This is a genomic window from Pseudomonas umsongensis, assembly GCF_012647205.1.
In the GTDB taxonomy this organism is placed as follows: Bacteria; Pseudomonadota; Gammaproteobacteria; order Pseudomonadales; family Pseudomonadaceae; genus Aquipseudomonas; species Aquipseudomonas umsongensis.
On record NZ_CP051487.1, the window covers coordinates 434,471 to 456,266 of the forward strand.

Below are 21,796 nucleotides of genomic sequence, written 5' to 3' on the forward strand. Positions count from 1 at the left end.
GAGGGAATCCCCGGCCTGCCTGTACCAAGGTCCCCAAAACGGGAGGGCTCGCGCATTGCGCTTGAACCCGGTGTAAAGAGGGAATCCCCGGCCTGCCTGTACCAAGGACCCCAAAACTGGGAGGCTCGTCGCTTGTGCGGTATGAGCCCGGTGTAAAGAGGGGAATCCCCGGCCTGCCTGTACCAAGGTCCCCGAAACTGGGTGGTGATCTGCATCACTGATGAGACTATTGCAGGGGGCGTGCCAGGTTTTAACAAGTTGAAACAGAAAGACGCGTAGAAAAGCTGAAAGCCCCGTAATCCGGGGCTTTCGTGTTTCTTCGATAGGGGTTCGATTGCGAACGGAGGCGGGATTTCGGAGCAGTTGCCGTGCGCGATTGCGGTTCACGGTGCCTTCCGGCGGTGCACGTGAGCCCAAAAAGCTTCGCGAGCAGGCTCGCTCCCACAAGGTTCGGTAGCGTTCACTCGATAGTGAGAACACTACAAATCCACTGTGGGAGCGAGCCTGCTCGCGAATTGGGTGTGACGGTCAGTGAAGAACTAAGGCTGATTAACCCTCATCCCCCTCATCATCATCCCCACCATCAACCTTCATCCCCAGTTCCTTGATCTTGCGAGTCAGGGTGTTTCGCCCCCAGCCCAGCAACACGGCGGCATCGCGGCGGCGGCCGGCGGTGTGCTTGAGGGCAGTTTCGATCATGATCCGCTCGAAAGTCGGTACGGCACTATCCAGCAGGCTGGATTGACCGCGAGCCAGTGCCTGGTCGGCCCACTGGCGTAGCGCCTGTTCCCAGTTGGTCACCGGGGCCGAATCCTGCGGAAGGCTCAGCAACTCCGGTGGCAAATCGCCGATATGCACTTCGCGACCCGAGGCCATCACGGTGATCCAGCGGCAAGTGTTCTCCAGTTGGCGCACGTTGCCCGGCCATGGCAGGTTTTTCAGATACTCCTCGGTTTCGTTTTTCAGCAGCTTCGGCTCGACCGCCAGTTCCTGCGCTGCACGGCTGAGGAAGTGCTTGGCCAGGGTCGGGATGTCTTCGCGACGGTCCGACAGGCGCGGTATGTGGATGCGGATCACGTTGAGGCGGTGGAACAAGTCTTCACGGAATTTCCCGGCATTCACCAGGGTTTCCAGGTTCTGGTGCGTGGCGGCAATGATCCGCACATCGACTTTGACCGGGACGTGACCACCGACGCGGTAAAACTCGCCATCGGCCAGGACCCGCAGCAAACGAGTCTGGGTGTCGGCCGGCATGTCGCCGATTTCATCGAGGAACAGCGTGCCCCCATCCGCCTGTTCGAATCGACCGCGGCGCAGGTTGGCGGCACCGGTGAACGCGCCTTTTTCATGGCCGAACAACTCGGATTCCATCAGGTCCTTGGGGATCGCTGCCATGTTCAGTGCAATGAATGGCGAAGCGGCGCGCGGGCTGTGGCGGTGCAGGGCGTGCGCCACCAGTTCTTTACCGGTGCCGGATTCGCCGTTGATCAGCACGGTGATGTTGGAGTGGCTCAAGCGCCCGATGGCGCGAAACACTTCCTGCATCGCGGGTGCTTCGCCGATGATTTCCGGGGTGCGGGTCAGTGTGACCGGCACTTCCAGGCCTTGTTGTTCCTGAGCGTGCTGGTTGGCACGCTTGACCAGGGAAACCGCTTCGTCGACATCGAACGGCTTGGGCAGGTATTCAAACGCTCCGCCTTGATAGGACGCGACAGCGCTGTCCAGATCGGAGTGCGCTGTCATGATGATCACTGGCAGCCGTGGGTGTTGCTCGCGAATCCGCGCCAGAAGATCCAGGCCGCTGGCGCCAGGCATGCGGATGTCGGAGATGATCACGTCCGGCTGCTGGCGCGCCAGGCGGCTCATCACGCCATCGGCGCTGTCGAAGCTTTGCGTGGTCATGCCTTCCTGCTGCAAGGCTTTTTCCAGGACCCAACGGATAGAACGGTCGTCATCGACGATCCACACGGTTTCACTACGGCTCATGTCGATGTGGCTCCTTGTTCCAGTGGCAGAAAGATCGAGAATGTGGTGTGGCCGGGGTGGCTGTCACATTCGATCAAGCCCTGGTGCTGGCTGATGATGTTCTGGGTAATGGCCAGGCCCAGCCCGGTACCGTCCGGACGGCCGCTGACCATGGGGAAAAAGATGGTTTCCTGAAGGTCCGCAGGAATGCCCGGGCCGTTGTCGATGATTTCGATCTTGGTCACCAGGCGGTGGCGCACGTGGCCAATGGTGAACTGGCGCATGGCGCGGGTGCGCAGGCTGATGCGGCCCAGGCGCAGCTCATTCTGGCTGCTGATGGCCTGCATCGCATTGCGCACGATATTCAGCACGGCCTGGATCATTTGTTCACGATCGATCAGGACGTCTGGAATGCTCGGATCGTAGTCGCGCACCAACGTGATGCAGCCCTGGCTCTCGGCCTCGACCAGATGGCAGACGCGTTCCAGCACTTCGTGAATGTTGCACATGGCCAGTGATGGCAACTTGTTCGAGCCGAGCATGCGATCGACCAGGTTGCGCAGGCGGTCGGCCTCTTCAATGATGACGTTGGTGTAGTCACGCAGGCTTTCTTCCGGCAGTTCGCGGGCCAGCAGCTGTGCCGCGCCGCGAATACCGCCCAGCGGATTCTTGATTTCATGGGCCAGGCCCCGCACCAGCATCTTGCTGGTTTCCTGCTTCGACAGCTGGGCCTCTTCCTTGGTGATGCGCAGCAAGCGGTCGCGAGGATGGACTTCGAGCAGAAGCAGCGTGTCGCCATTGCTCAGGATCGGTGTTACCGCGTAATCGACCGTCAAGGTCTGGCCGGTGAGGGCAGTGAGCATTGCTTCGCGTTTTGTGAACGGGTGCGCCTGCTGGACCGCCTGGCGCAAAGAGTTGAGCGCTTCGGTGGATTCGGTAAACAGCTCGCTGATGAACTGCCCATGGCTGCGCTGGCCGCTGATGGCCAGGAGCATCTCCGCCGCGGGGTTCATGTACTCAAGGCGCAACTCGGCGTTGAGCAGGATGGTGGCGGTGGTCAGGTTGTCGAGCAGCAAGCGGTGTAGTGCGTCGCTGATGGTCATTCAGGACCTCTTTTGGCGCATGAATAAAGAGCTGATGCGAGGAAAATGCAAAAACCAAACCAAGGCTCCGAAAAGAAGCGCTAAACCCCTGAAACAGGCGTTTGACGCTCGATTGCGTGGCGTTCTGCCAGCTTTCGCGGGTAGTTTCGAACCAAAATGGGCTGTGATTGGAACGTCGTGCAACTAATCGCACCAATATAGTGCATAAACCTGTGCAAGGTTAAAAGAAGCGAAAACGCGGCCAGGCTTTCAATGCTTGTGCACCCGCTGCAAGGTAAAGGTCACGGTGGGACTTTGTTGTATGACCGTGTCGCCGTCGATCACTTGAACGGCGAGCCTGTGCAGACCGCGATCGATGTTTACCAGTTGAAGGCTCGGAACGTTGCCTGGCTGGCCATAGGGTTGCTCGTCCAGTAACAACCTGAACAGATGCGAGCCTTGCAGGCGTGGTTTGATCAGCACGTTGACCGTGAAGGTGCCGTTGTTGGCGCGCAAGGCCCCGTCGTTGGGCACGCCAGTCAGCTCAAGAGTCTCGTAGGTGCTGTTTATCTGCTCGCGGTTGCGGATGGGGGTGGGCGCAGGAGGTTCGTTGGGCGGTTGACGATCGACGCTGTTAAGCGGGGGTAAATCAACCGTCTGAGCGCTTACTCCATCGGGTGGTTGATTGCTGTAGGCCGTGTTGCCGGCAGCATCGGTGTATTTGTAGATCTGGGCCGTTGCAGGGAAGCCTGATAAAAGCCCAAGAAATAATAAGAATGGTCGCATTCAGGCTCCCTGTGAGCAGCAAAAAATTACTCCGACAAAGGAATACCCTCGCTGCCAGCATAGAACACGATAAGTTCTACCGGTTCCTCGCCGGTGACTCCGCGGTGGGTGATATTGACCATTTCGGCCACCGCTTCGCCTTGCTTGACGCGTCGAACCTGGCCGCTTTCCTTGCTTTCTATCGTCAGCTCCCCGCTGAGGACATACGCCGCATTTGGCATGGCGTGGCGATGCCATGGAAGTTGCGTATTGGCCGGAATTTTCAGTTTAAGCACCGAGAGTTGTGGTTCGGCGTAAGGGTAATGGGTGTAAGGCGTGCTGTCCCAGGAGGCGCTGCTTTGCAACAGGACTTTGCGTTCGATCGCTACTGTGGACGCTGAGTTGCTACAGCCCTGTAGGGCAAGGGCGATGAGGGCGGTAAATAGGGGGGTGAGCATGGAGGGTTTCATGTTGCCGTCCTTTGAGTTCAAGACGGTACAGGCTACGGTTAGCCGATATTTTTTTATGCCGGACGTTGCCGTGAATGCCCGGGGAAACATGGACCCCCTGCGTGAGAAGTTGCCTACAAAAAAAAGGCCTCCCGAAGGAGGCCTCTTTGTCACGCCGCTTGCGCAGGCGCTACCGGATCAGCAGCTGTAGTACAGCTCGTATTCCAGTGGGTGTACGAAGGTACGAACCTTGATTTCTTCTTCGCTTTTCAGGGCGATGTAGGCGTCGATGAAGTCGTCGCTGAAAACGCCGCCTTTGGTCAGGAACGCACGACCTTTGTCCAGCTCTTCCAGGGCTTCTTTCAGGCTGCCGCAAACTTGTGGGATCTCTTTCGCCTCTTCAGGCGGCAGGTCGTACAGGTTTTTGTCAGCTGCGTCGCCAGGGTGGATCTTGTTCTGGATGCCGTCCAGGCCAGCCATCATCAGTGCGGCGAAGCACAGGTACGGGTTGGCAGCCGGATCCGGGAAGCGCGCTTCGATACGGCGGGCTTTCGGGCTCGACACGTAAGGAATACGGATCGAGGCGGAACGGTTACGGGCCGAGTAGGCCAGCATGACCGGAGCTTCGAAACCTGGAACCAGACGCTTGTAGGAGTTGGTCGCCGGGTTGGTGAAGCCGTTCAGGGCCTTACCGTGCTTGATGATGCCGCCGATGAAGTACAGGGCGGTATCGGACAGGCCGGCATAACCTTCGCCTGCGAAGGTGTTCTTGCCATCTTTCCAGATGGACATGTGAACGTGCATACCCGAACCGTTGTCGCCGTACAGGGGCTTAGGCATGAAGGTAGCGGTGCGGCCGTAGGCATCGGCTACGTTGTGCACGACGTACTTCAGGGTTTGGGTTTCGTCGGCTTTCTTCACCAGGGTGTTGAACTTGACGCCGATTTCGTTCTGGCCGGCAGTTGCCACTTCGTGGTGGTGAACTTCGACGGTCAGGCCCATTTCTTCCAGTGCGTTGCACATGGAGGTACGGATTTCGTGGTCGTGGTCGAACGGTGGAACCGGGAAGTAGCCGCCTTTGACGCCTGGACGGTGACCTTTGTTACCGCCTTCGATGTCCTGGTCAGACATCCACGAACCTTGTTCGGAGTAGATCTTGAACATGGAACCGGAAATGTCGGACTTGAACTTCACCTGGTCGAAGATGAAGAACTCTGGCTCCGGACCGCAGAATACGGTGTCGCCAATGCCGGAGGCTTTCAGGTGTTCTTCAGCGCGCTTGGCGATCGCACGTGGGTCGCGATCGTAGCCTTGCATGCTCGAAGGATCGACGATGTCGCAGGTCAGGATCAGGGTCGGCTCTTCGGTGAACGGGTCCAGTACGGCAGTGCTGTCGTCCGGCATGAGGATCATGTCGGAAGCTTCAATGCCTTTCCAGCCAGCGATGGAGGAGCCGTCGAACATCTTGCCGACTTCGAAGAAGTCTTCATCCAGCCCGTCGCGAGCCGGCATGGTCACGTGGTGCTGAGTGCCCTTGGTGTCTGTGAAGCGCAGATCAATCCACTTGACGTCATGATCTTTGATGAGTTGAACCGACTTCGACATAGTGTCCTCCGGGTGGATTAGGGCTGGTAGTGGATGCCCTTAGATGTTTGTGATGCCGGCGCGAATACTCTGCCAAGGCAACCTGCCTCACAAGGGAGCAAATTGCATGCCAGTGCCCCACCATGGGATTTTTGCCCCGAATTCACGCTTTTAAGGCGGTAAAGCACCTTAATGCGGAAAATACCGCCCTACAATGTGGCGCTCGTTTCAATAAATGACCCGTTTTGGTGCGCGCAAAACCTTCTGCATATTAACTGGTTAAACCTTGAGCAATTTCCGCTATAATCCGCGCCCCCCTTTTTCGGCAGGCCTCGCGCGCGCTGTTTCCATGAAATTAATCGTAAAAGTCTTTCCAGAGATCACCATCAAGAGCCGCCCGGTACGGATGCGTTTTATCCGCCAGTTGGCCAAGAACATCCGTGCCGTGCTCCGCGATCTGGACCCGGCTGTGGTGGTGAACGGCGTGTGGGACAATCTCGAGCTGGAGACCCGTGTCAGCGAGCCCAAGGCCCTGAAGGAGATGGGTGAGCGCCTGAGCTGCATGCCGGGCATTGCGCATTTCCTGCAAATCGACGAGTACCCGCTGCGTGACTTCGATGACATCGTCGAGAAGTGCAAGCAGCACTACGGTGATGCGCTGGCCGGGAAGATTTTTTCGGTGCGTTGCAAGCGTGCCGGCAAGCACCCGTTCAGCTCGATTGACATCGAGAAATATGTCGGCAGCCAGTTGCGCCGACAGTGCGGTGCCGCCGGGATTGACCTGAAAAAGCCTGAAATCGAAGTGCGCATCGAAGTTCGCGACCAACGGTTGTTCGTGATCCATAGCCAACACAACGGTATTGGCGGATATCCGCTGGGTGCGCTGGAGCAGACGCTGGTGCTGATGTCCGGCGGCTTCGATTCCACCGTCGCCGCCTACCAGATCATGCGCCGCGGCCTGATGGCGCATTTCTGCTTCTTCAACCTGGGTGGGCGTGCACACGAATTGGGCGTCATGGAAGTCGCGCATTTCATCTGGAAGAAGTACGGCAGCTCGCAACGCGTGTTATTTGTCAGTGTGCCGTTCGAAGAAGTGCTGGGAGAAATTCTCGGCAAAGTCGATAACAGTCATATGGGCGTAGTATTGAAGCGTATGATGTTGCGCGCTTCCTCCCAAATTGCCGATCGACTGCACATCGACGCGTTGGTCACCGGAGAGGCGATCTCCCAGGTATCGAGCCAGACCCTGCCGAACCTGTCCGTGATCGATTGCGTGACCGACAAGCTGGTCTTGCGTCCGCTGATCGCCAGCCACAAGCAGGACATCATCGACCTGGCCAACGAAATCGGCACCGCCGACTTCGCCAGGCACATGCCGGAGTACTGCGGGGTCATCTCGGTGAACCCCAAGACTGCTGCCAAGCGCCATCGGGTGGAGCACGAAGAGAAAGAATTCGACATGGCAGTCCTTGAGCGTGCGCTCGAGAACGCCAAACTGGTACCGATCGATCGCGTGATCGACGAATTGGGCCAGGACCTGCAAATTGAAGAAGTCAGCGAAGCGCTGGCCGGTCAGATCGTGATCGACATCCGTCACCCGGATGCCGCTGAAGACGACCCGCTGGACCTTGCTGGCATCGAGGTACAAACGATGCCGTTTTATGCACTGAACGCTCGTTTCAAGGAACTGGACCCTACTCGCCAGTACCTGCTTTATTGCGACAAAGGCGTGATGAGTCGCCTGCATGCCCACCATTTGCTCAGTGAGGGACATGCCAATGTGCGCGTTTATCGACCGAGCTAAGTGCCCGGGGCTGTTTGCCTGTGGCTTGCGTCACCGGCCCCCCGACGCCGCCGTCAAGCTGTAACGGCAAGGCCTGACTCTACTGTAAATCGCTGCCAAGACTTGTCAGCGCACCGAATCCTCTGATCGAGATACACAAGTGATCGAAAATCTACGTAACATCGCCATCATTGCTCACGTTGACCATGGTAAAACCACCCTGGTAGACAAACTCCTGCGTCAATCCGGCACCCTGGAGCGCAACGAGCTCAACGACGAGCGCGTGATGGACTCCAACGACCAGGAGAAAGAGCGCGGTATTACCATTCTGGCGAAAAACACCGCCATCAACTGGAACGGCTACCACATCAACATCGTGGACACCCCGGGCCACGCCGACTTCGGCGGCGAAGTAGAACGCGTAATGTCGATGGTCGACTCCGTTCTGCTGCTGGTTGACGCTCAAGACGGCCCTATGCCGCAAACCCGTTTCGTGACCAAGAAGGCTTTCGAAGCCGGCCTGCGTCCGATCGTGTGCATCAACAAGGTTGACCGTCCAGGCGCGCGTCCGGATTGGGTTCTGGACCAGATCTTCGACCTGTTCGACAACCTGGGTGCCACCGAAGAACAGCTGGACTTCAAAGTCGTCTACGCCTCGGCCCTGAACGGTATTGCCGGTCTGGACCACAACGAAATGGCTGAAGACATGACCCCGCTGTACCAGTCGATCGTCGACAACGTACCAGCGCCGGCTGTTGACCGTGACGGTCCGTTCCAGATGCAGATCTCCGCACTGGACTACAACAGCTTCCTGGGTGTTATCGGTGTTGGCCGTATCGCTCGTGGTCGCGTCAAGCCGAACACCCCGGTTGTGGCTATCGGCGCCGACGGCAAGAAGCGTAACGGTCGTATCCTGAAGCTGATGGGTCACCACGGTCTGCACCGTGTAGACGTTGAAGAAGCTGCTGCAGGCGACATCGTGTGCATCAGCGGTATGGAATCGCTGTTCATCTCCGACACCCTGTGCACCCCGGACAACGTCGAAGCGATGAAGCCGTTGACCGTCGACGAGCCAACCGTTTCCATGACCTTCCAGGTAAACGACTCGCCATTCTGCGGTAAAGAAGGCAAGTTCGTGACTTCCCGTAACATCAAGGAACGTCTGGACAAAGAGCTGCTGTACAACGTTGCACTGCGCGTTGAAGAAGGCGACTCGGCTGACAAGTTCAAGGTATCGGGCCGTGGCGAACTGCACCTCTCGGTTCTGATCGAAACCATGCGTCGCGAAGGTTTCGAAATGGCTGTAGGCCGTCCGGAAGTGATCATCCGTCTGGTTGACGGCGTGAAGCACGAACCGTACGAAAACGTCACCATCGACCTGCCGGAAGAATCCCAAGGCAAGGTGATGGAAGAGATGGGCCTGCGTAAGGGTGACCTGACCAACATGGTGCCGGATGGCAAGGGCCGTGTGCGTCTGGAATACAACATCCCTGCTCGTGGTCTGATCGGTTTCCGTAACCAGTTCCTGACCCTGACCAACGGTGCTGGCATCCTGACCTCGATCTTCGACCGTTACGACGTGATGAAGTCCGGCGACATGTCCGGCCGTCAGAACGGCGTTCTGGTTTCGGTTGAAACCGGCAAGGCACTGACCTACTCCCTGGAAACCCTGCAGGCGCGTGGCAAGCTGTTCGTTGAACACGGTCAGGAAATCTACAACGGTCAGATCGTTGGTCTGAACAGCCGTGACAACGACCTGGGCGTCAACCCTACCAAGGGCAAGAAGCTCGACAACATGCGTGCTTCGGGTAAAGACGAAACCATCGCCCTGGTTCCACCTGTTCGCTTCACCCTGGAACAGGCCCTGGAATTCATCCAGGACGACGAGCTGTGTGAAGTGACTCCTAAGTCCATCCGTCTTCGCAAGAAGATCCTGGACGAAAGCGAGCGTACCCGCGCTGCCAAGAAAGCCAAGGCATAAGATTTAGCCCCGGCTGAACGAAAACGCCCCCGGTCGAGAGATCGGGGGCGTTTTTGTTTGTCTGCGATTTGTGCGGTGCCAGGTTGATCGTTCCCACGCTCTGCGTGGGAACGCCTCTTGTGACGCTCTGCGTCACGCTTTTGGGGCGCGGAGCGTCCCTGGCTGCATTCCCACGCGGAGCGTGGGAACGATCAGATCAGAACCGCTCGATACTCCGGGAATTGGTTTCACGCACCACTTCCTTGGGCTTGTACGCGCAATACCCCGGCCGCGGGCCGATTTTCGGGTGGTTGCGGCACGTATCCGGGCGCTTTTCATAAATAGTGCACAGACGGCTCTTACGATCCAGATAAAGGCAATCGTTGTTGCTCATGCGCTGGAGGGTGAAGATCTCGGACTTCTGGTTATAGCGCTCGACGATCCCTTCCTTCTGCAGGCGCTTGGCGATGTTCTTTGGCGGGTCGCCGCGTTCGAACTCGTCGACGATGCCGATGCGGATCAGGTCCTTGATCTTGACCTCGACCGGCAGGGTGCAGCAGCTCGATAGGCAGGAGCCGCACATTGGGGCAGAGTACTTGGCCCAGGTGTCGAGTCGGTCGATCTCCGCGGCGGCGATCAGGTTGGGCTTCATCATCGGTTGTTACCAGCGTGTGCATCAGGGCGCGCGATCATACCGGGACTGGTGGATTTTTGAACAACCTTTCGCCAGTTTTTTTTCATGGGCATCCACGCAGCACCACTAATCCGGCACGGCCCCTGCATTGAATCAGGTACATGACAATGTATTGCCGGCTTGATGCGCATTAACAGGAAAAACTGCCGAACCAGAGTCTATACCGTTTGTCAGACCGTCTAGTCTCAGACAACTCCAAGCTCGCTCGAGGTCCTATCGATGACTCAAGAACCACTTGTTCGCGAAGCAGAGGTGGCCGCATTCCGCGACGCCGTCTTGACCAAACTCACCTACGCGGTGGGCAAAGACCCGGATCACGCCTTCGATCATGACTGGTTCGAAGCCATTGCCCTGGCAGCGCGTGATCACATGGTCGAGCACTGGATGGACCACACTCGGCAGATTTACCGCAAAGGACAGAAACGGGTTTATTACCTCTCCCTGGAATTTCTGATCGGCCGACTGCTTTACGACAGCCTGAGCAATCTCGGCCTGCTCGACGTGGCACGCGAAGCCCTGACCGAACTCGGCGTCGATCTTGAACGCATCCGCCTGCTGGAGCCTGATGCGGCGTTGGGCAACGGTGGTCTTGGACGACTGGCTGCATGCTTCATGGAAAGCATGTCGACCCTGGGCATCGCGGGTCATGGCTACGGCATTCGTTACGAGCACGGCCTGTTTCGTCAGGCCATCGTCGACGGTTGGCAACAGGAACAGACCGAGCACTGGCTGGACTTCGGCAATCCGTGGGAGTTCGAGCGCCCAGAAGTGGTTTACCCGATCGGCTTCGGTGGCGGCGTCGAGACCGTGACCGACAGCGAAGGCAAATCCAAGCAAGTCTGGCACCCGGCGGAAACCGTACGGGCCATTGCCTATGACACACCCGTGGTCGGTTGGCGCGGGGCAAGCGTGAACACGTTGCGGCTGTGGCGTGCGCGGGCTATGGAAGATTTGCACCTGGAACGCTTCAATGCCGGCGATCACCTGGGGGCGGTGGCGGAAGTGGCCCGGGCCGAAAGTATCTCTCGAGTACTGTACCCGGCAGACAGCACCGAGGCCGGCCAGGAACTGCGGTTGCGCCAGGAATATTTCTTCGTTGCCGCCTCCCTGCAGGACTTGCTGCGCCGTCATCGCAACATGCACACCTCCGTCCTGACCCTGGGCGATCACGCAGCGATCCAGCTCAACGACACCCACCCCTCGATTGCCGTGGCCGAGTTAATGCGCCAATTGGTGGATGTCTATGACGTGGCGTGGGACGCGGCCTGGCAGGTGACGGTCGACACGCTTTCCTACACCAACCACACGTTGCTGCCCGAGGCGCTGGAAACCTGGCCGGTAGGCCTGATGGAGCGCATGCTGCCACGGCACATGCAGATCATTTACCTGATCAATGCCCAGCACATCGACTCGCTGCGGGCCAAGGGCATCCATGATTTTGATGTGTTGCGCGCGGTGTCCTTGATTGAGGAAGACAACGGTCGACGTGTGCGCATGGGCAACCTGGCGTTCCTCGGTTCCCACAGTGTCAACGGCGTATCCGGCTTGCACACGCAACTGATGCGCAAGACGGTGTTCTCCGAGCTGCACAAGCTCTATCCGCAACGGATCAACAACAAGACCAATGGCATCACGTTCCGCCGCTGGCTGTACCAGGCCAACCCGGAGCTGACCTCGATGCTGGTCGATGCCCTGGGCCCGGACTTGCTGGACAAGCCCGAGGAGCGACTGCTCGACCTGCAGCCATTCGCCGACAAGCCTGCGTTCCGCAAGGCCTTCGCCGAACAGCGTCTGCACAGCAAAAAGGCCCTGGCCTACCTGATTCACGAACGTTTGGGGGTGGCGGTCAACCCGGCGGCGATGTTCGACGTGCAGGTCAAGCGGATCCACGAATACAAGCGCCAACTGCTCAACCTGATGCACACCGTGGCGTTGTACCAGGCGATTCGTGCGGAACCTGAAATCGACTGGGTGCCACGGGTGAAGATCTTCGCCGGTAAAGCGGCGGCCAGTTATCACCAGGCCAAGTTGATCATCAAGCTGACCAACGACATCGCCCGGGTGGTGAACAACGACCCGACTGTACGCGGATTGCTCAAGGTCGTGTTCCTGCCCAACTACAACGTCAGCCTGGCGGAGAGCATTATTCCGGCGGCGGATCTGTCCGAGCAGATCTCCACTGCCGGCTTTGAAGCCTCGGGGACCAGCAACATGAAATTCGGCCTCAACGGTGCATTGACCATCGGCACGCTGGACGGTGCCAACGTGGAGATGTCCGAGCGCATCGGCGCGGAGAACATGTTCATCTTTGGTCTCAGTGCCCAGCAGGTCGAAGCGCGCAAGCAGAACCACGAGTTCAGCGCAGTGCCGGACATTGCCGCGTCCCATCGACTCAATGATGTATTGCAAGCCATTCGCGGCGGGGTGTTCTCGCCGGATGATCCGTCCCGTTACACCGGCTTGATCGATTCGTTGGTGGATTACGACCGCTTCCTTGTCTGCGCCGATTTCGACTCCTACTGGAATGCGCAGATGCGCGTCGAAGCCCTTTGGCACGATTCCCAGGAATGGTGGCGATCGGCGGTGTTGAACACCTCGCGCATGGGCTGGTTTTCTTCTGACCGGACGATTCGCGAGTACGCCACGGATATCTGGAAGGCGTTGGAGTAACTTTTCCAGCGGGTCGATATACTGGCAGCCGTAAAAGATCGCAGCCTCCGGCAGCTCCTACAGGGATTTGTATGTCCTTGTAAGGGCTGCCGGAGGCTGCGATCTTTTTGGAGCTGGCTGCGCTAATCTTCCTGGATTGCGCTTAGGGATATCGACCATGCAATGGATGTTCATGCTTGTGGGCCTGGTGCTGGGCTGGATACTCGACGAGTCGTTCAGCGATGCGTTGCTGGGCGCGTTACTCGGGTTGGGTATCGGGCAGGCCGTTCACATTGGCAGGCTGGGATCGCAGGCCATTGAGCAGCGTCGCCTGCTCGAACAGGCGCAACTTGCACTGCGCGCGGTCGAGCAACGCTTGGCTTTGCTTGAGGGGCCCGGGATCAAGGTGCCTGAAGCCAGCGCTGCCGCTCCAGTTGCTGACATCGCGGTCACTCAAGCCCCCGTCGAAACCCCTGAGCTGATCTGGGAACTGCCGCCCGATCTGGAGACGGCCACCGCTGCGGCTACCCAGTCCAGCTATACACAGCCCTTCGATGCATGGAAACCCGCGCCAGCCGACCGCGAACGCGCCAATCCCCCCGAACCAAGCCTCTTCGAGCGCGCCATCAACGCGGCGCGTGCGTGGTTATTGGGTGGCAACACCGTGCTGCGGGTCGGTGTGATGCTGTTGTTCCTCGGTCTGGCCTTCCTGCTGCGCTACGCCACCGAGGGCATGGTGGTGCCGATCGAATTGCGCTATGCCGGTGTCGCGGCGGTAGCAATGGGCCTGCTGGGCCTGGGCTGGTGGCTGCGAACGCGTAACAGTGCTTACGCCTTGATGCTGCAAGGCGCCGCCATTGCCGTACTGTACCTGACGGTGTTTGCCGCGATGCGCCTGCATCCGTTGCTCGATCCCACAGCGGCATTTGGCCTGTTGGTGGCGGTGACGGTGTTTTCGGCGATCCTGGCCATTACGCAGGACGCACTGGGCCTGGCCGCCGCCGCCGCGCTGGGCGGATTTGCCGCGCCTCTGCTGGCTTCCACGGGGGCTGGCAGTCACGTCGCGTTGTTCAGTTACTTCGCCTTGCTCAACGCCGGCATCCTCGTTATCGCCTGGTTCAAGGCCTGGCGCTTGCTCAACGTGATCGGCTTCACCGGCACCTTCGGTATCGGGTTCGCCTGGGGTTTGCGCTCCTATACGCCAGAGTTGCTGTGGAGCACCGAGCCGTTCCTGATTCTTTTCTTCGTGATGTACTTGGCCATTGGCTTGTTGTTCTCCCGACGTAAATTGCTGCATTTGGGGGGCGCGCCCGAGGATGACAGCCGTGAGGCGCTGTTGCGCTGGTCCGCGCGCAAGGGTGATTACGTCGACGGCACACTGCTGTTCGGTCCGCCTCTGGTTGGCTTTGGATTGCAGTTCGCCGTGGTTCAGCATCTGGAGTTCGCTGCCGCGTTCAGCGCCCTGGCGCTCGGCATGATCTACATGGGCTTGGCTCGGATGCTGATGGGACGAGCATTGCTGTTGGGGGAAACCTGCCTGGCGCTGGGCGTTATTTTCGCCAGCCTGGCGATTCCCTTGGGGCTGGATGCGCGGTGGACGAGTGGCGCCTGGGCGGTGGAAGGCGCGGGGATTTTCTGGCTGGGCCTGCGTCAGCAGCGCTCGCTCGCTCGTGCATTTGCCTTGTTGTTGCAAGCGGGCGCGGCGCTGGTGTTTCTCAGTGAATTGCGCAGCGGTGAGAATAGCCTGCTTGATGGCACGCCGCTGGGAGCGTTGTTGCTCGGCGGCGCACTGCTGTTCAGTTTCCATCAGTTGCACAAGGCCTTGCCTGGGCAGGTGTCGTCCTGGGAGCGTCATGTCTTGCCGGTTCTGGCCGCTCTCGGCCTGGCATTTGTCTACTTGCTGGCGCCGATGTTCTTTTTCGCCCATGGCACGTCAATCAGTTGGGCAATGGCCGGGCTGCTGACTTTGTTCGTCGGTCTGCACCTGCGCTCGGCTACATTCCTGCTGAGCGCGTTTGTCGTTCAGTTGCTGGGCGCCGTGCTGTTCCTGGTGGCTGAACCTCTGGTCAGCGAAGGCGTGCGGCCGTTGGCTCATGCTGGCTTCTGGTCACCGCTGATGCTGGGCCTGGTCGCATTGATCGGGGCGTGGCGTTTGCAAGTCGGCTTTGCTGTCACGGTGATCGATGGTGTGAACCTGCAGCGTTTGTCGCGGGTGTTGCTGGCGTGGGGAGCAGGGTGGTGGGCGCTGGCCTGGGTCAGTGAAGTGCTGCTGTTTGCACCGTTGCCCCTGCAGGCGACATTGCTGCTGGCAGCCGCGGCAACCAGTGTGGCGCTGTGGGCCATGTTGGCGCTGCGCCTGGCGTGGCCCGCGCTGGGCGTGCTCTGCACCTTGCTGATCCCGGCTGCCGGCCTGGTGTTGCTCGCCGCTTGGCATCCGCGCTTTCATCCGGCCGCCAACGCCGGCTGGCTGCTGTGGGCCGTGGTGTTCATCGTGCATTTCCTGTCCTTGCGACGCTTGGCGCCGATCCTGCCGAGCGCTGCCCTGAGCAGCGCTCACGTACTCGGTTGTTGGTTGCTGATCGGTGTGCTGGCCCTGGAGCTGCGTTATGGCTTGCTGCTGTTGTCCGAGCACTACAACGCCTGGCGCTGGCTGGGCTGGGCGCTGCTGCCGAGCTTATACCTGGTGCTGATGGCGGCACCGCGTGCCTGGCCCTGGCCGGTGTCGGTCTACGCTCGCGAATACCGTGTGTATGCCGCCGCGCCTTTGGCATTGTTGATGCTGGGCTGGTTCTGGCTGGCCAATACGGTCAGTGATGGCAAGGCTGATCCCTTGCCCTATTTACCGCTGGTCAACCCGCTGGAATTGGGCCTGCTGTTTGCGTTGTTCGGTGTCTACGCCTGGTCCCGCAGTGAGGCAGCGCAACAGGTGATTCCCGGGAGCTACAGCGCTGCTGTGGCGGCCGCTGTGCAAGCGATCGTCGGCGCTTCGCTGTTCACGTTCTTCACTGCCCTGGTGATGCGCACGGCTCACCATTGGGGCGGCGTACCGTTCGAGCTGCCCGCCTTGCTCGAGTCGATGCGGGTCCAGGCCGGCCTGTCCATCGTCTGGACCTTGATGGCGCTGGGTTTGATGATTGGTGGCCATTTGCGTCATCGGCGTGAAGTCTGGTTGATCGGTGCGGCCCTGATTGGCGTGGTGGTAGCGAAACTGTTCTTCGTCGAATTGAGCAACCGTGGCGGGTTGGCGCGGATCGTGTCGTTTATCGGCGTGGGCGTGCTGCTGCTGGTAGTGGGCTATTTCGCCCCGTTGCCACCCAGGCGCGTCGAAACTGCCGGGGCCCCCGAAAAGCCGGCGCCGCAAACCGAAGGAGTGTCGTCTTGAGTCAAAAGCTGAACCGGGCCTGGTTGGGTATCTTTGCAATGGGCATGGCACTCTCTGTCTCTTTCCAGGAAACGTGGGCCCAGGAATCACCGGCGGACTTTGCCACGCATGTGCCGTTGTCCGTGAGCGGTGAAGGTCCGTGGTATCGCGTTGAGCTGCCCCTGGCTGTGCAACTGAGCGCACGCCAGACCGACCTCAGTGATGTGCGCGTGTTCAACGCCGCTGGCGAACCGCAAGCCTATGCCCTGTCACGGGCAAACGCACAAGCTGACGACAACCCTACGTTGACTGACGTCAAATGGTTCCCGCTTTATGACTCGGCGGATGCCACCGGGCATGCCCCGAGCGTTCGCGTGCAAGCGAGCGCCAATGGCACCCTGGTCCAGGTGCAGCCTTCCACTGAGTTGGAGGTGGGGGAGGAAGCGTTACGTGGCTGGCTACTGGATGCCAGCGCGATCAAGGCGCCGCTGCAGCAGTTGATCCTCGACTGGACCAGTGAGCGTGATGGCTTCCAGCGGTTCAGCATCGAGGCCAGCGACGATTTGCAGCATTGGCAGTCTTGGGGCGAGGGGCAACTGGCGCGGCTGACGTTTGCCGATGAGCGGGTCGAGCAGCATGAGGTCAGCCTGCCGGGGCAGTCTGCACGCTATCTGCGCTTGCTGTGGGACTCGCCGCAATCGGCGCCGATACTGACATCGGCGCAGTTGCAAAGCGTGCGTAGCTTACCGCTGCCGTTGACCTGGTCCCACGCGTTGGACGGCAATAGCGTGAAGGCAGGTGAATACACCTGGCAATTACCGAGGGGGCTGAACGTCGAGCGAGTGCAGGTTGAATTGAGTCAACCTAACAGCCTGGCGCCGGTCATCCTGTCTGGACGGCGTGACAGCAGCTTGCCGTGGCAACCGTTGAGCAGTGGCTTGCTCTATCGCCTGACCCAGAATGGCGAGGACGTGGTGCAGAACGAGTTGCAGTTGCCGGGGCAAGCCATACAACAGTTGAAACTGACCGTGGACGAGCGCGGTGGTGGCCTGGGCGCACAGGCGCCAACCGTGAAGTTTGCCGTGCGGGCCACGCAACTGGTGTTTCTGGCGCGCGGGTCAGAGCCCTATACGCTGGTACTGGGCAATGCGACGGTTAAGGCGGCGAACTTGCCATTGTCGACGCTGATTCCGGATTACAGCCCGGCTAAGCTGGCGACGTTGGGTCAGGCGTCGGTTGATGGTGGGGTGGTGACGACGCCGGCTGTTTCGACACTGCCGGCGGCGGTGGGCACCGACTGGAAGAAGTTTGGCCTGTGGGCGGTGTTGCTGCTTGGGGTTTTGTTTCTGGCGGCTATGGCATTCAGCCTGCTGCGCAAGCCGCCCGCCAACACCTGAAAATCGCTGGCGCTACGCACCATTCGCGAGCAGGCTCGCTCCCACAGGTTATGCGTTTCATGTGGGAGCGAGCCTGCTCGCGAAGGCGGTCGATCAGTCAATAAAAATGCTGATTTGACCGCTACTTTCCTGCTCACATCCAGCCCATTTCCTACTACGCTGAACCCCGCGCCTGAACTCTCTTCAGCCGATCACGTCTGATAGGAGGAAATGCGCCCCGACTCGCGTTAAACTGCGCGGGTTTTTAGTCCCCCATTCCACCGGAGCCTTCCATGTCCCGCGTTACCTTGAGTCGCTATTTGATTGAGCAGACCCGCAGCAACAACACTCCTGCCGATCTGCGCTTCCTGATCGAAGTGGTGGCGCGTGCCTGCAAGGAGATCAACCACGCCGTGTCCAAGGGCGCCCTGGGTGGCGTTCTGGGCAGCATGGGCACCGAAAACGTCCAGGGCGAAGTGCAGAAGAAGCTCGACGTGATCTCCAACGAGATCCTGCTCGAAGCCAACGAATGGGGCGGTCACCTGGCCGGCATGGCCTCCGAAGAAATGGACAATGCCTACCAGATCCCGGGCAAATACCCGAAAGGCGCGTACCTTTTGGTTTTCGACCCGCTGGACGGTTCGTCGAACATCGACATCAATGCCCCGGTCGGCACTATCTTCTCGGTACTGCGTTGCCCGAACGAATACCTGAGCCAGAACGAGCCTTTGAATGAAAAGGCTTTCCTGCAGCCAGGCACCCAGCAAGTAGCCGCCGGTTACGCGATCTATGGTCCTCAGACCATGTTGATCCTGACCCTGGGCGACGGCGTGAAAGGTTTCACCCTGGACCGTGAAATGGGCAGCTTCGTACTGACCCACGAAAACATCACCATTCCTGAAGCGACCCAGGAATTTGCCATCAACGCGTCCAACCAGCGTCACTGGGAAGCACCGGTACAGCGCTACGTTGGCGAGTTGCTGGCAGGCGATGAAGGCCCGTTGAAAAAGAACTACAATATGCGTTGGGTCGCGGCCATGGTCGCCGATGTGCATCGCATCCTGACCCGTGGTGGCTTGTTCATGTACCCGCGCGACAACCGCGAGCCGTCCAAGCCAGGCAAATTGCGCCTGATGTACGAAGCCAACCCGATGTCGTTCCTGGTGGAACAGGCGGGCGGCGCGTCCACCGATGGTCACCAACGTATTCTCGACATCCAGCCTGAAGGTCTGCACCAGCGCGTAGCGGTGTTCCTCGGTTCGAAAGAAGAAGTTGCACGCGTTACGGCTTACCACAAGGAATAAACCATGAACGCGCCCTGGCAGCCGTTGCTCGATTGGTGGTTCGGTACAGCCGAAGAAGCCAGGGCAATCGCGGCTGACAAGGGCAAGTTGTGGTTCGGCAAGCGTGACAGCCAGGACCTCGAGGCGCGAGAGCGTTTCGGGGACCAGGTCGAGCAGGCACTGGCCGGCGGATTGACCAAGTGGATGCAATGTCCCGAAGGTTGGCTGGCACTGGTGCTGTTGCTTGATCAACTCCCCCGCATGATCTTTCGCGAGACCCCCAAAGCCTTTTCCGGTGATCTACGGGCCCAGAAACTGGTCGCCCAAGGCATTGCTGCGGATTTTGACCGGCAGTTATTACCGATTCAGCGAGTGTTCATCCTGCTGGTATTCGAGCACAGCGAGAACCTTGCGGTGCAGAACGAAGGCGTTTCGCGTCATATCGAACTGGTTGCGCAACAGCCGGAGAGTGATCGGGCATTGTTTGCCGATTATCTGGATTTTGCCGAGCGGCATCAGAAGGTGATTGCGCAGTTTGGACGGTTTCCGCATCGCAATGCGGTGTTGGGGCGCGAGTCTACGGCTGAGGAATTGGAGTTTCTGTCGAAACCGGGTTCAAGGTTCTGAATCTTCATCGCGGCTGATGCCGCTTTCGCGAGCAGGCTCGCTCCCACAGGGGTATGTGTTTCAACTGTGGGAGCGAGCCTGCTCGCGAAGCGGCCCGCAAGAGCGATTTAGATTCTGAAACTACCCACCAACTGCTTCAACCGCGCCGCCTGCTGTTCAAGATCAGCACATGCACGCAAAGTCGACTGCAGGTTCTCCACGCCTTCCTGGTTCAGCGTGTTGATCTCGGTGATGTCGACGTTGATCGATTCCACCACGGCTGTCTGTTCTTCCGTTGCGGTCGCAACGGATTGATTCATTCCATCGATCTCGCCGATGCGCTGGGTCACGCTGCCCAGGCGCTCGCCGGCCTGGTTGGCGATACCGACGCTGCTTTCGCTCTGACGCTGGCTGTCGGTCATGATGGTGACCGCTTCCCGGGCGCCGACTTGCAGTTCCTCGATCATCTTCTGCACTTGCTGCGCCGAGTCCTGTGTGCGGTGGGCGAGGTTGCGCACTTCGTCGGCGACCACCGCAAAACCACGTCCGGCTTCACCGGCGCGCGCGGCTTCAATCGCCGCGTTGAGCGCCAGCAGGTTGGTTTGCTGGGAGATGCTGGTGATCACCTCCAGAATCTGCCCGATGTTGACGGTGTTGCTGTTTAGCGTCTCGATGTTGCCGCACGAGTCGCTGATCTTTGCCGACAGCTGGTGCATCGCCGAGATGGTTTTATCCACCACCTGCTGGCCCTCTTCGGCCAGCGCGCGCGCATCGCTCGAGTGCTGTGAGGCGAGGGCGGCGTTCTGGGCGATCTCCTGGGCGGCGGCGCCGAGCTGATTGATCGCGGCGGCGACGCTGCTGGTGCGGGAGGCTTGCTGATCGGAGTTGAACATCGACGAATTGGACGCGGCGACAACGCGCAGGGCCACTTCGTTGACTTGGCCCGTGGCCGAGGACACTTCGCTGATCGAGGTGTGGATGCGTTCAACGAAACGGTTGAATGACAGCCCCAGTGCACCGAATTCGTCATGGCCGTGGATGGTCAGGCGTTTGGTCAGGTCACCTTCGCCCTCGGCGATGTCGTGCATGGCACGGCCCATGGTCAGCAACGGCTGCATCAGGAAACTGATCAACATGCCCAGCAACGTGATGATGATCACCACTGCAATCACCATGGCAATGATCGCCGAGGTGCGGAATTCGCTCAGCATCGAGAACGCGGTGTCCTGGTCCAGCACCAGTGCCACGTACCAGTCTGCAGACGGCACCCCGTTGACATGGGTGAAGGAGATGAACTGGCTTTTGCCGTCGATCTCGACTTCTTTCATGCCCGGGCTGACCGTCGGCGCACCGTTGGGGTAAGCGTCGGTGAGGTTCTTGAGTACCCATTTGCTGTCCGGGTGAATCAGGATCTTGCCGTCGGCACCCACGATGAAGGCATGGCCGTGGCCGCCGAAGTTCAGCGAGTTGATGATCGCACTGACGCTCGACAGGTCGATGTCGGCGCCGGCAACGCCAATCATCTGGCCCTGGCGCTGAACCGGGGTTGCCACCGTGATCACCAGCTTGCCGGAAGAGGCGGCGATGTACGGTTCGGTGACGATGGTCTGTTGCGCGCTGTTCGCAGCCTTGTACCAGCCGCGGGTGCGCGGGTCGTAATCCGGCGCGCGATTGCCCGCCGGGACCGAGAACATCACGCCATCGGCGCCACCGAAGTAACTCAACTGAAAGTTGCCGGTGTAGGCGGGCAGGTCGATGATTCGTTTCAGGCTGGCGGGGGCGTTACCGTCGGCACTGACCTGCTGGGCCATTGATTGCAGCAATTGCATGCGGCTTTCCAGCCAGGTCTGGATATTGCTGGTGGTCAGGCTGCCAAGTTCCTGCATCGAGGCTTCGGTGCTGCTGCGCAAGGTCTGGCGCTGGCGATAGTCGTTGAACAGGATGAAACAAGCGAATGCGACGGCCACCACGAGGGCGGCAGCCAACAAGATCTTGTGGCTGAATTTCATGTTTCTGGTCATTGGATGAGCTACCGCAGGAGATCGGGTCTACAAAAGGGGAAGCAAATGCCACGGGCGTGGCTTAGCGTTGCTTGTATGTCGACAGAACGGCGCCAAAGATTAGACGCTTTATGCAAAAACCGATGAAATACCCGGACGGCGGGACGAAGTTCCTAATTTTTGTGAAAAGACAGACGAGCGGCCTGATAAATAGCCCGTCGGGCAGGGAACCAGATAGG

The 21,796-nt window shown here is 59.4% G+C and carries 14 protein-coding genes and 1 pseudogene; 7 read left to right on the plus strand and 8 right to left on the minus strand.

The window, feature by feature from the left end:
- Positions 1-549: 549 nt before the first annotated feature.
- From ntrC to glnA, 5 genes are all read right to left on the minus strand, one after another.
- The gene (gene ntrC, locus HGP31_RS01970) at positions 550-1,986 is read right to left on the minus strand and encodes a nitrogen regulation protein NR(I) (protein ID WP_020797423.1); all 1,437 of its coding nucleotides are present in this window, start codon (positions 1,984-1,986) and stop codon (positions 550-552) included.
- Entirely contained in the window at positions 1,983-3,068 is a 1,086-nt protein-coding gene (gene glnL, locus HGP31_RS01975) for a nitrogen regulation protein NR(II) (RefSeq protein WP_020797424.1), read from the minus strand. Before glnL ends, ntrC begins: the two co-directional genes overlap by 4 nt.
- Positions 3,069-3,317: 249 nt before the next feature.
- Positions 3,318-3,833, minus strand: a complete 516-nt coding sequence (locus tag HGP31_RS01980; RefSeq protein WP_168757090.1) for a DUF4124 domain-containing protein — start codon at positions 3,831-3,833, stop codon at positions 3,318-3,320.
- Between the two features lie 26 nt (positions 3,834-3,859).
- Entirely contained in the window at positions 3,860-4,282 is a 423-nt protein-coding gene (locus HGP31_RS01985) for a cupin domain-containing protein (RefSeq protein WP_020797427.1), read from the minus strand.
- A gap of 177 nt (positions 4,283-4,459) precedes the next feature.
- The gene (glnA, locus tag HGP31_RS01990; protein ID WP_020797428.1) at positions 4,460-5,866 is read right to left on the minus strand and encodes a type I glutamate--ammonia ligase; all 1,407 of its coding nucleotides are present in this window, start codon (positions 5,864-5,866) and stop codon (positions 4,460-4,462) included.
- Between the two features lie 328 nt (positions 5,867-6,194).
- On the opposite strand from glnA, the gene thiI reads away from it, so the two are divergent.
- Together thiI and typA are read left to right on the plus strand one after the other, a co-directional pair.
- Positions 6,195-7,649 carry a tRNA uracil 4-sulfurtransferase ThiI gene (thiI, locus tag HGP31_RS01995; RefSeq protein WP_168757091.1) on the plus strand — a complete coding sequence of 485 codons (1,455 nt, stop codon included), beginning with the start codon at positions 6,195-6,197 and terminating at the stop codon, positions 7,647-7,649.
- 139 nt (positions 7,650-7,788) lie between these two features.
- The gene (gene typA, locus HGP31_RS02000) at positions 7,789-9,609 is read left to right on the plus strand and encodes a translational GTPase TypA (protein WP_008058555.1); all 1,821 of its coding nucleotides are present in this window, start codon (positions 7,789-7,791) and stop codon (positions 9,607-9,609) included.
- A 196-nt stretch (positions 9,610-9,805) separates the two neighbouring features.
- On the opposite strand, the gene HGP31_RS02005 is transcribed toward typA, so the two are convergent.
- Positions 9,806-10,243 (minus strand): YkgJ family cysteine cluster protein, encoded by a 438-nt coding sequence (locus HGP31_RS02005; protein ID WP_008058557.1) that lies wholly within the window; start codon positions 10,241-10,243, stop codon positions 9,806-9,808.
- A 258-nt stretch (positions 10,244-10,501) separates the two neighbouring features.
- Here HGP31_RS02005 and HGP31_RS02010 point away from each other — a divergent pair, with 258 nt between their 5' ends.
- The 5 genes from HGP31_RS02010 to HGP31_RS02030 all read left to right on the plus strand — a co-directional run bounded on the left by HGP31_RS02010 (position 10,502) and on the right by HGP31_RS02030 (position 19,578).
- Positions 10,502-12,952, plus strand: coding sequence for a glycogen/starch/alpha-glucan phosphorylase (locus tag HGP31_RS02010; RefSeq protein WP_033042247.1), 2,451 nt, complete (start codon positions 10,502-10,504; stop codon positions 12,950-12,952).
- Between the two features lie 157 nt (positions 12,953-13,109).
- Positions 13,110-16,313 (plus strand): DUF2339 domain-containing protein, encoded by a 3,204-nt coding sequence (locus HGP31_RS02015; RefSeq protein ID WP_168757092.1) that lies wholly within the window; start codon positions 13,110-13,112, stop codon positions 16,311-16,313.
- A complete protein-coding gene (locus HGP31_RS02020; RefSeq protein WP_020797434.1) occupies positions 16,310-17,689 on the plus strand; it encodes a DUF3999 domain-containing protein in 1,380 nt (459 codons plus the stop codon). Before HGP31_RS02015 ends, HGP31_RS02020 begins: the two co-directional genes overlap by 4 nt.
- Positions 17,690-17,961: 272 nt before the next feature.
- Positions 17,962-18,972, plus strand: a complete 1,011-nt coding sequence (locus HGP31_RS02025; RefSeq protein WP_020797435.1) for a class 1 fructose-bisphosphatase — start codon at positions 17,962-17,964, stop codon at positions 18,970-18,972.
- Positions 18,973-18,975: 3 nt separating this feature from the next.
- A complete protein-coding gene (locus HGP31_RS02030) occupies positions 18,976-19,578 on the plus strand; it encodes a DUF924 family protein (protein WP_168757093.1) in 603 nt (200 codons plus the stop codon).
- 107 nt (positions 19,579-19,685) lie between these two features.
- On the opposite strand, the gene HGP31_RS30850 is transcribed toward HGP31_RS02030, so the two are convergent.
- The gene (locus HGP31_RS30850; RefSeq protein WP_370628229.1) at positions 19,686-20,450 is read right to left on the minus strand and encodes a methyl-accepting chemotaxis protein; all 765 of its coding nucleotides are present in this window, start codon (positions 20,448-20,450) and stop codon (positions 19,686-19,688) included.
- Positions 20,451-20,543: 93 nt separating this feature from the next.
- Positions 20,544-21,578 (minus strand): annotated as a pseudogene (locus HGP31_RS30855) (HAMP domain-containing protein); the annotation flags it as partial.
- Positions 21,579-21,796 lie beyond the last annotated feature (218 nt).

Bases quoted from the DNA above. Each gene is read 5' to 3' on its own strand.
- glnL (WP_020797424.1), bottom strand. From the start codon at position 3,068: ATGACCATCAGCGACGCACTACACCGCTTGCTGCTCGACAACCTGACC.
- HGP31_RS30850 (WP_370628229.1), bottom strand. From the start codon at position 20,450: ATGTTCAACTCCGATCAGCAAGCCTCCCGCACCAGCAGCGTCGCCGCC.
- thiI (WP_168757091.1), top strand. From the start codon at position 6,195: ATGAAATTAATCGTAAAAGTCTTTCCAGAGATCACCATCAAGAGCCGC.
- HGP31_RS02010 (WP_033042247.1), top strand. From the start codon at position 10,502: ATGACTCAAGAACCACTTGTTCGCGAAGCAGAGGTGGCCGCATTCCGC.
- glnA (WP_020797428.1), bottom strand. From the start codon at position 5,866: ATGTCGAAGTCGGTTCAACTCATCAAAGATCATGACGTCAAGTGGATT.
- HGP31_RS01985 (WP_020797427.1), bottom strand. From the start codon at position 4,282: ATGAAACCCTCCATGCTCACCCCCCTATTTACCGCCCTCATCGCCCTT.
- HGP31_RS02025 (WP_020797435.1), top strand. From the start codon at position 17,962: ATGTCCCGCGTTACCTTGAGTCGCTATTTGATTGAGCAGACCCGCAGC.
- HGP31_RS02005 (WP_008058557.1), bottom strand. From the start codon at position 10,243: ATGATGAAGCCCAACCTGATCGCCGCCGCGGAGATCGACCGACTCGAC.
- HGP31_RS02015 (WP_168757092.1), top strand. From the start codon at position 13,110: ATGCAATGGATGTTCATGCTTGTGGGCCTGGTGCTGGGCTGGATACTC.
- HGP31_RS02030 (WP_168757093.1), top strand. From the start codon at position 18,976: ATGAACGCGCCCTGGCAGCCGTTGCTCGATTGGTGGTTCGGTACAGCC.
- HGP31_RS01980 (WP_168757090.1), bottom strand. From the start codon at position 3,833: ATGCGACCATTCTTATTATTTCTTGGGCTTTTATCAGGCTTCCCTGCA.
- ntrC (WP_020797423.1), bottom strand. From the start codon at position 1,986: ATGAGCCGTAGTGAAACCGTGTGGATCGTCGATGACGACCGTTCTATC.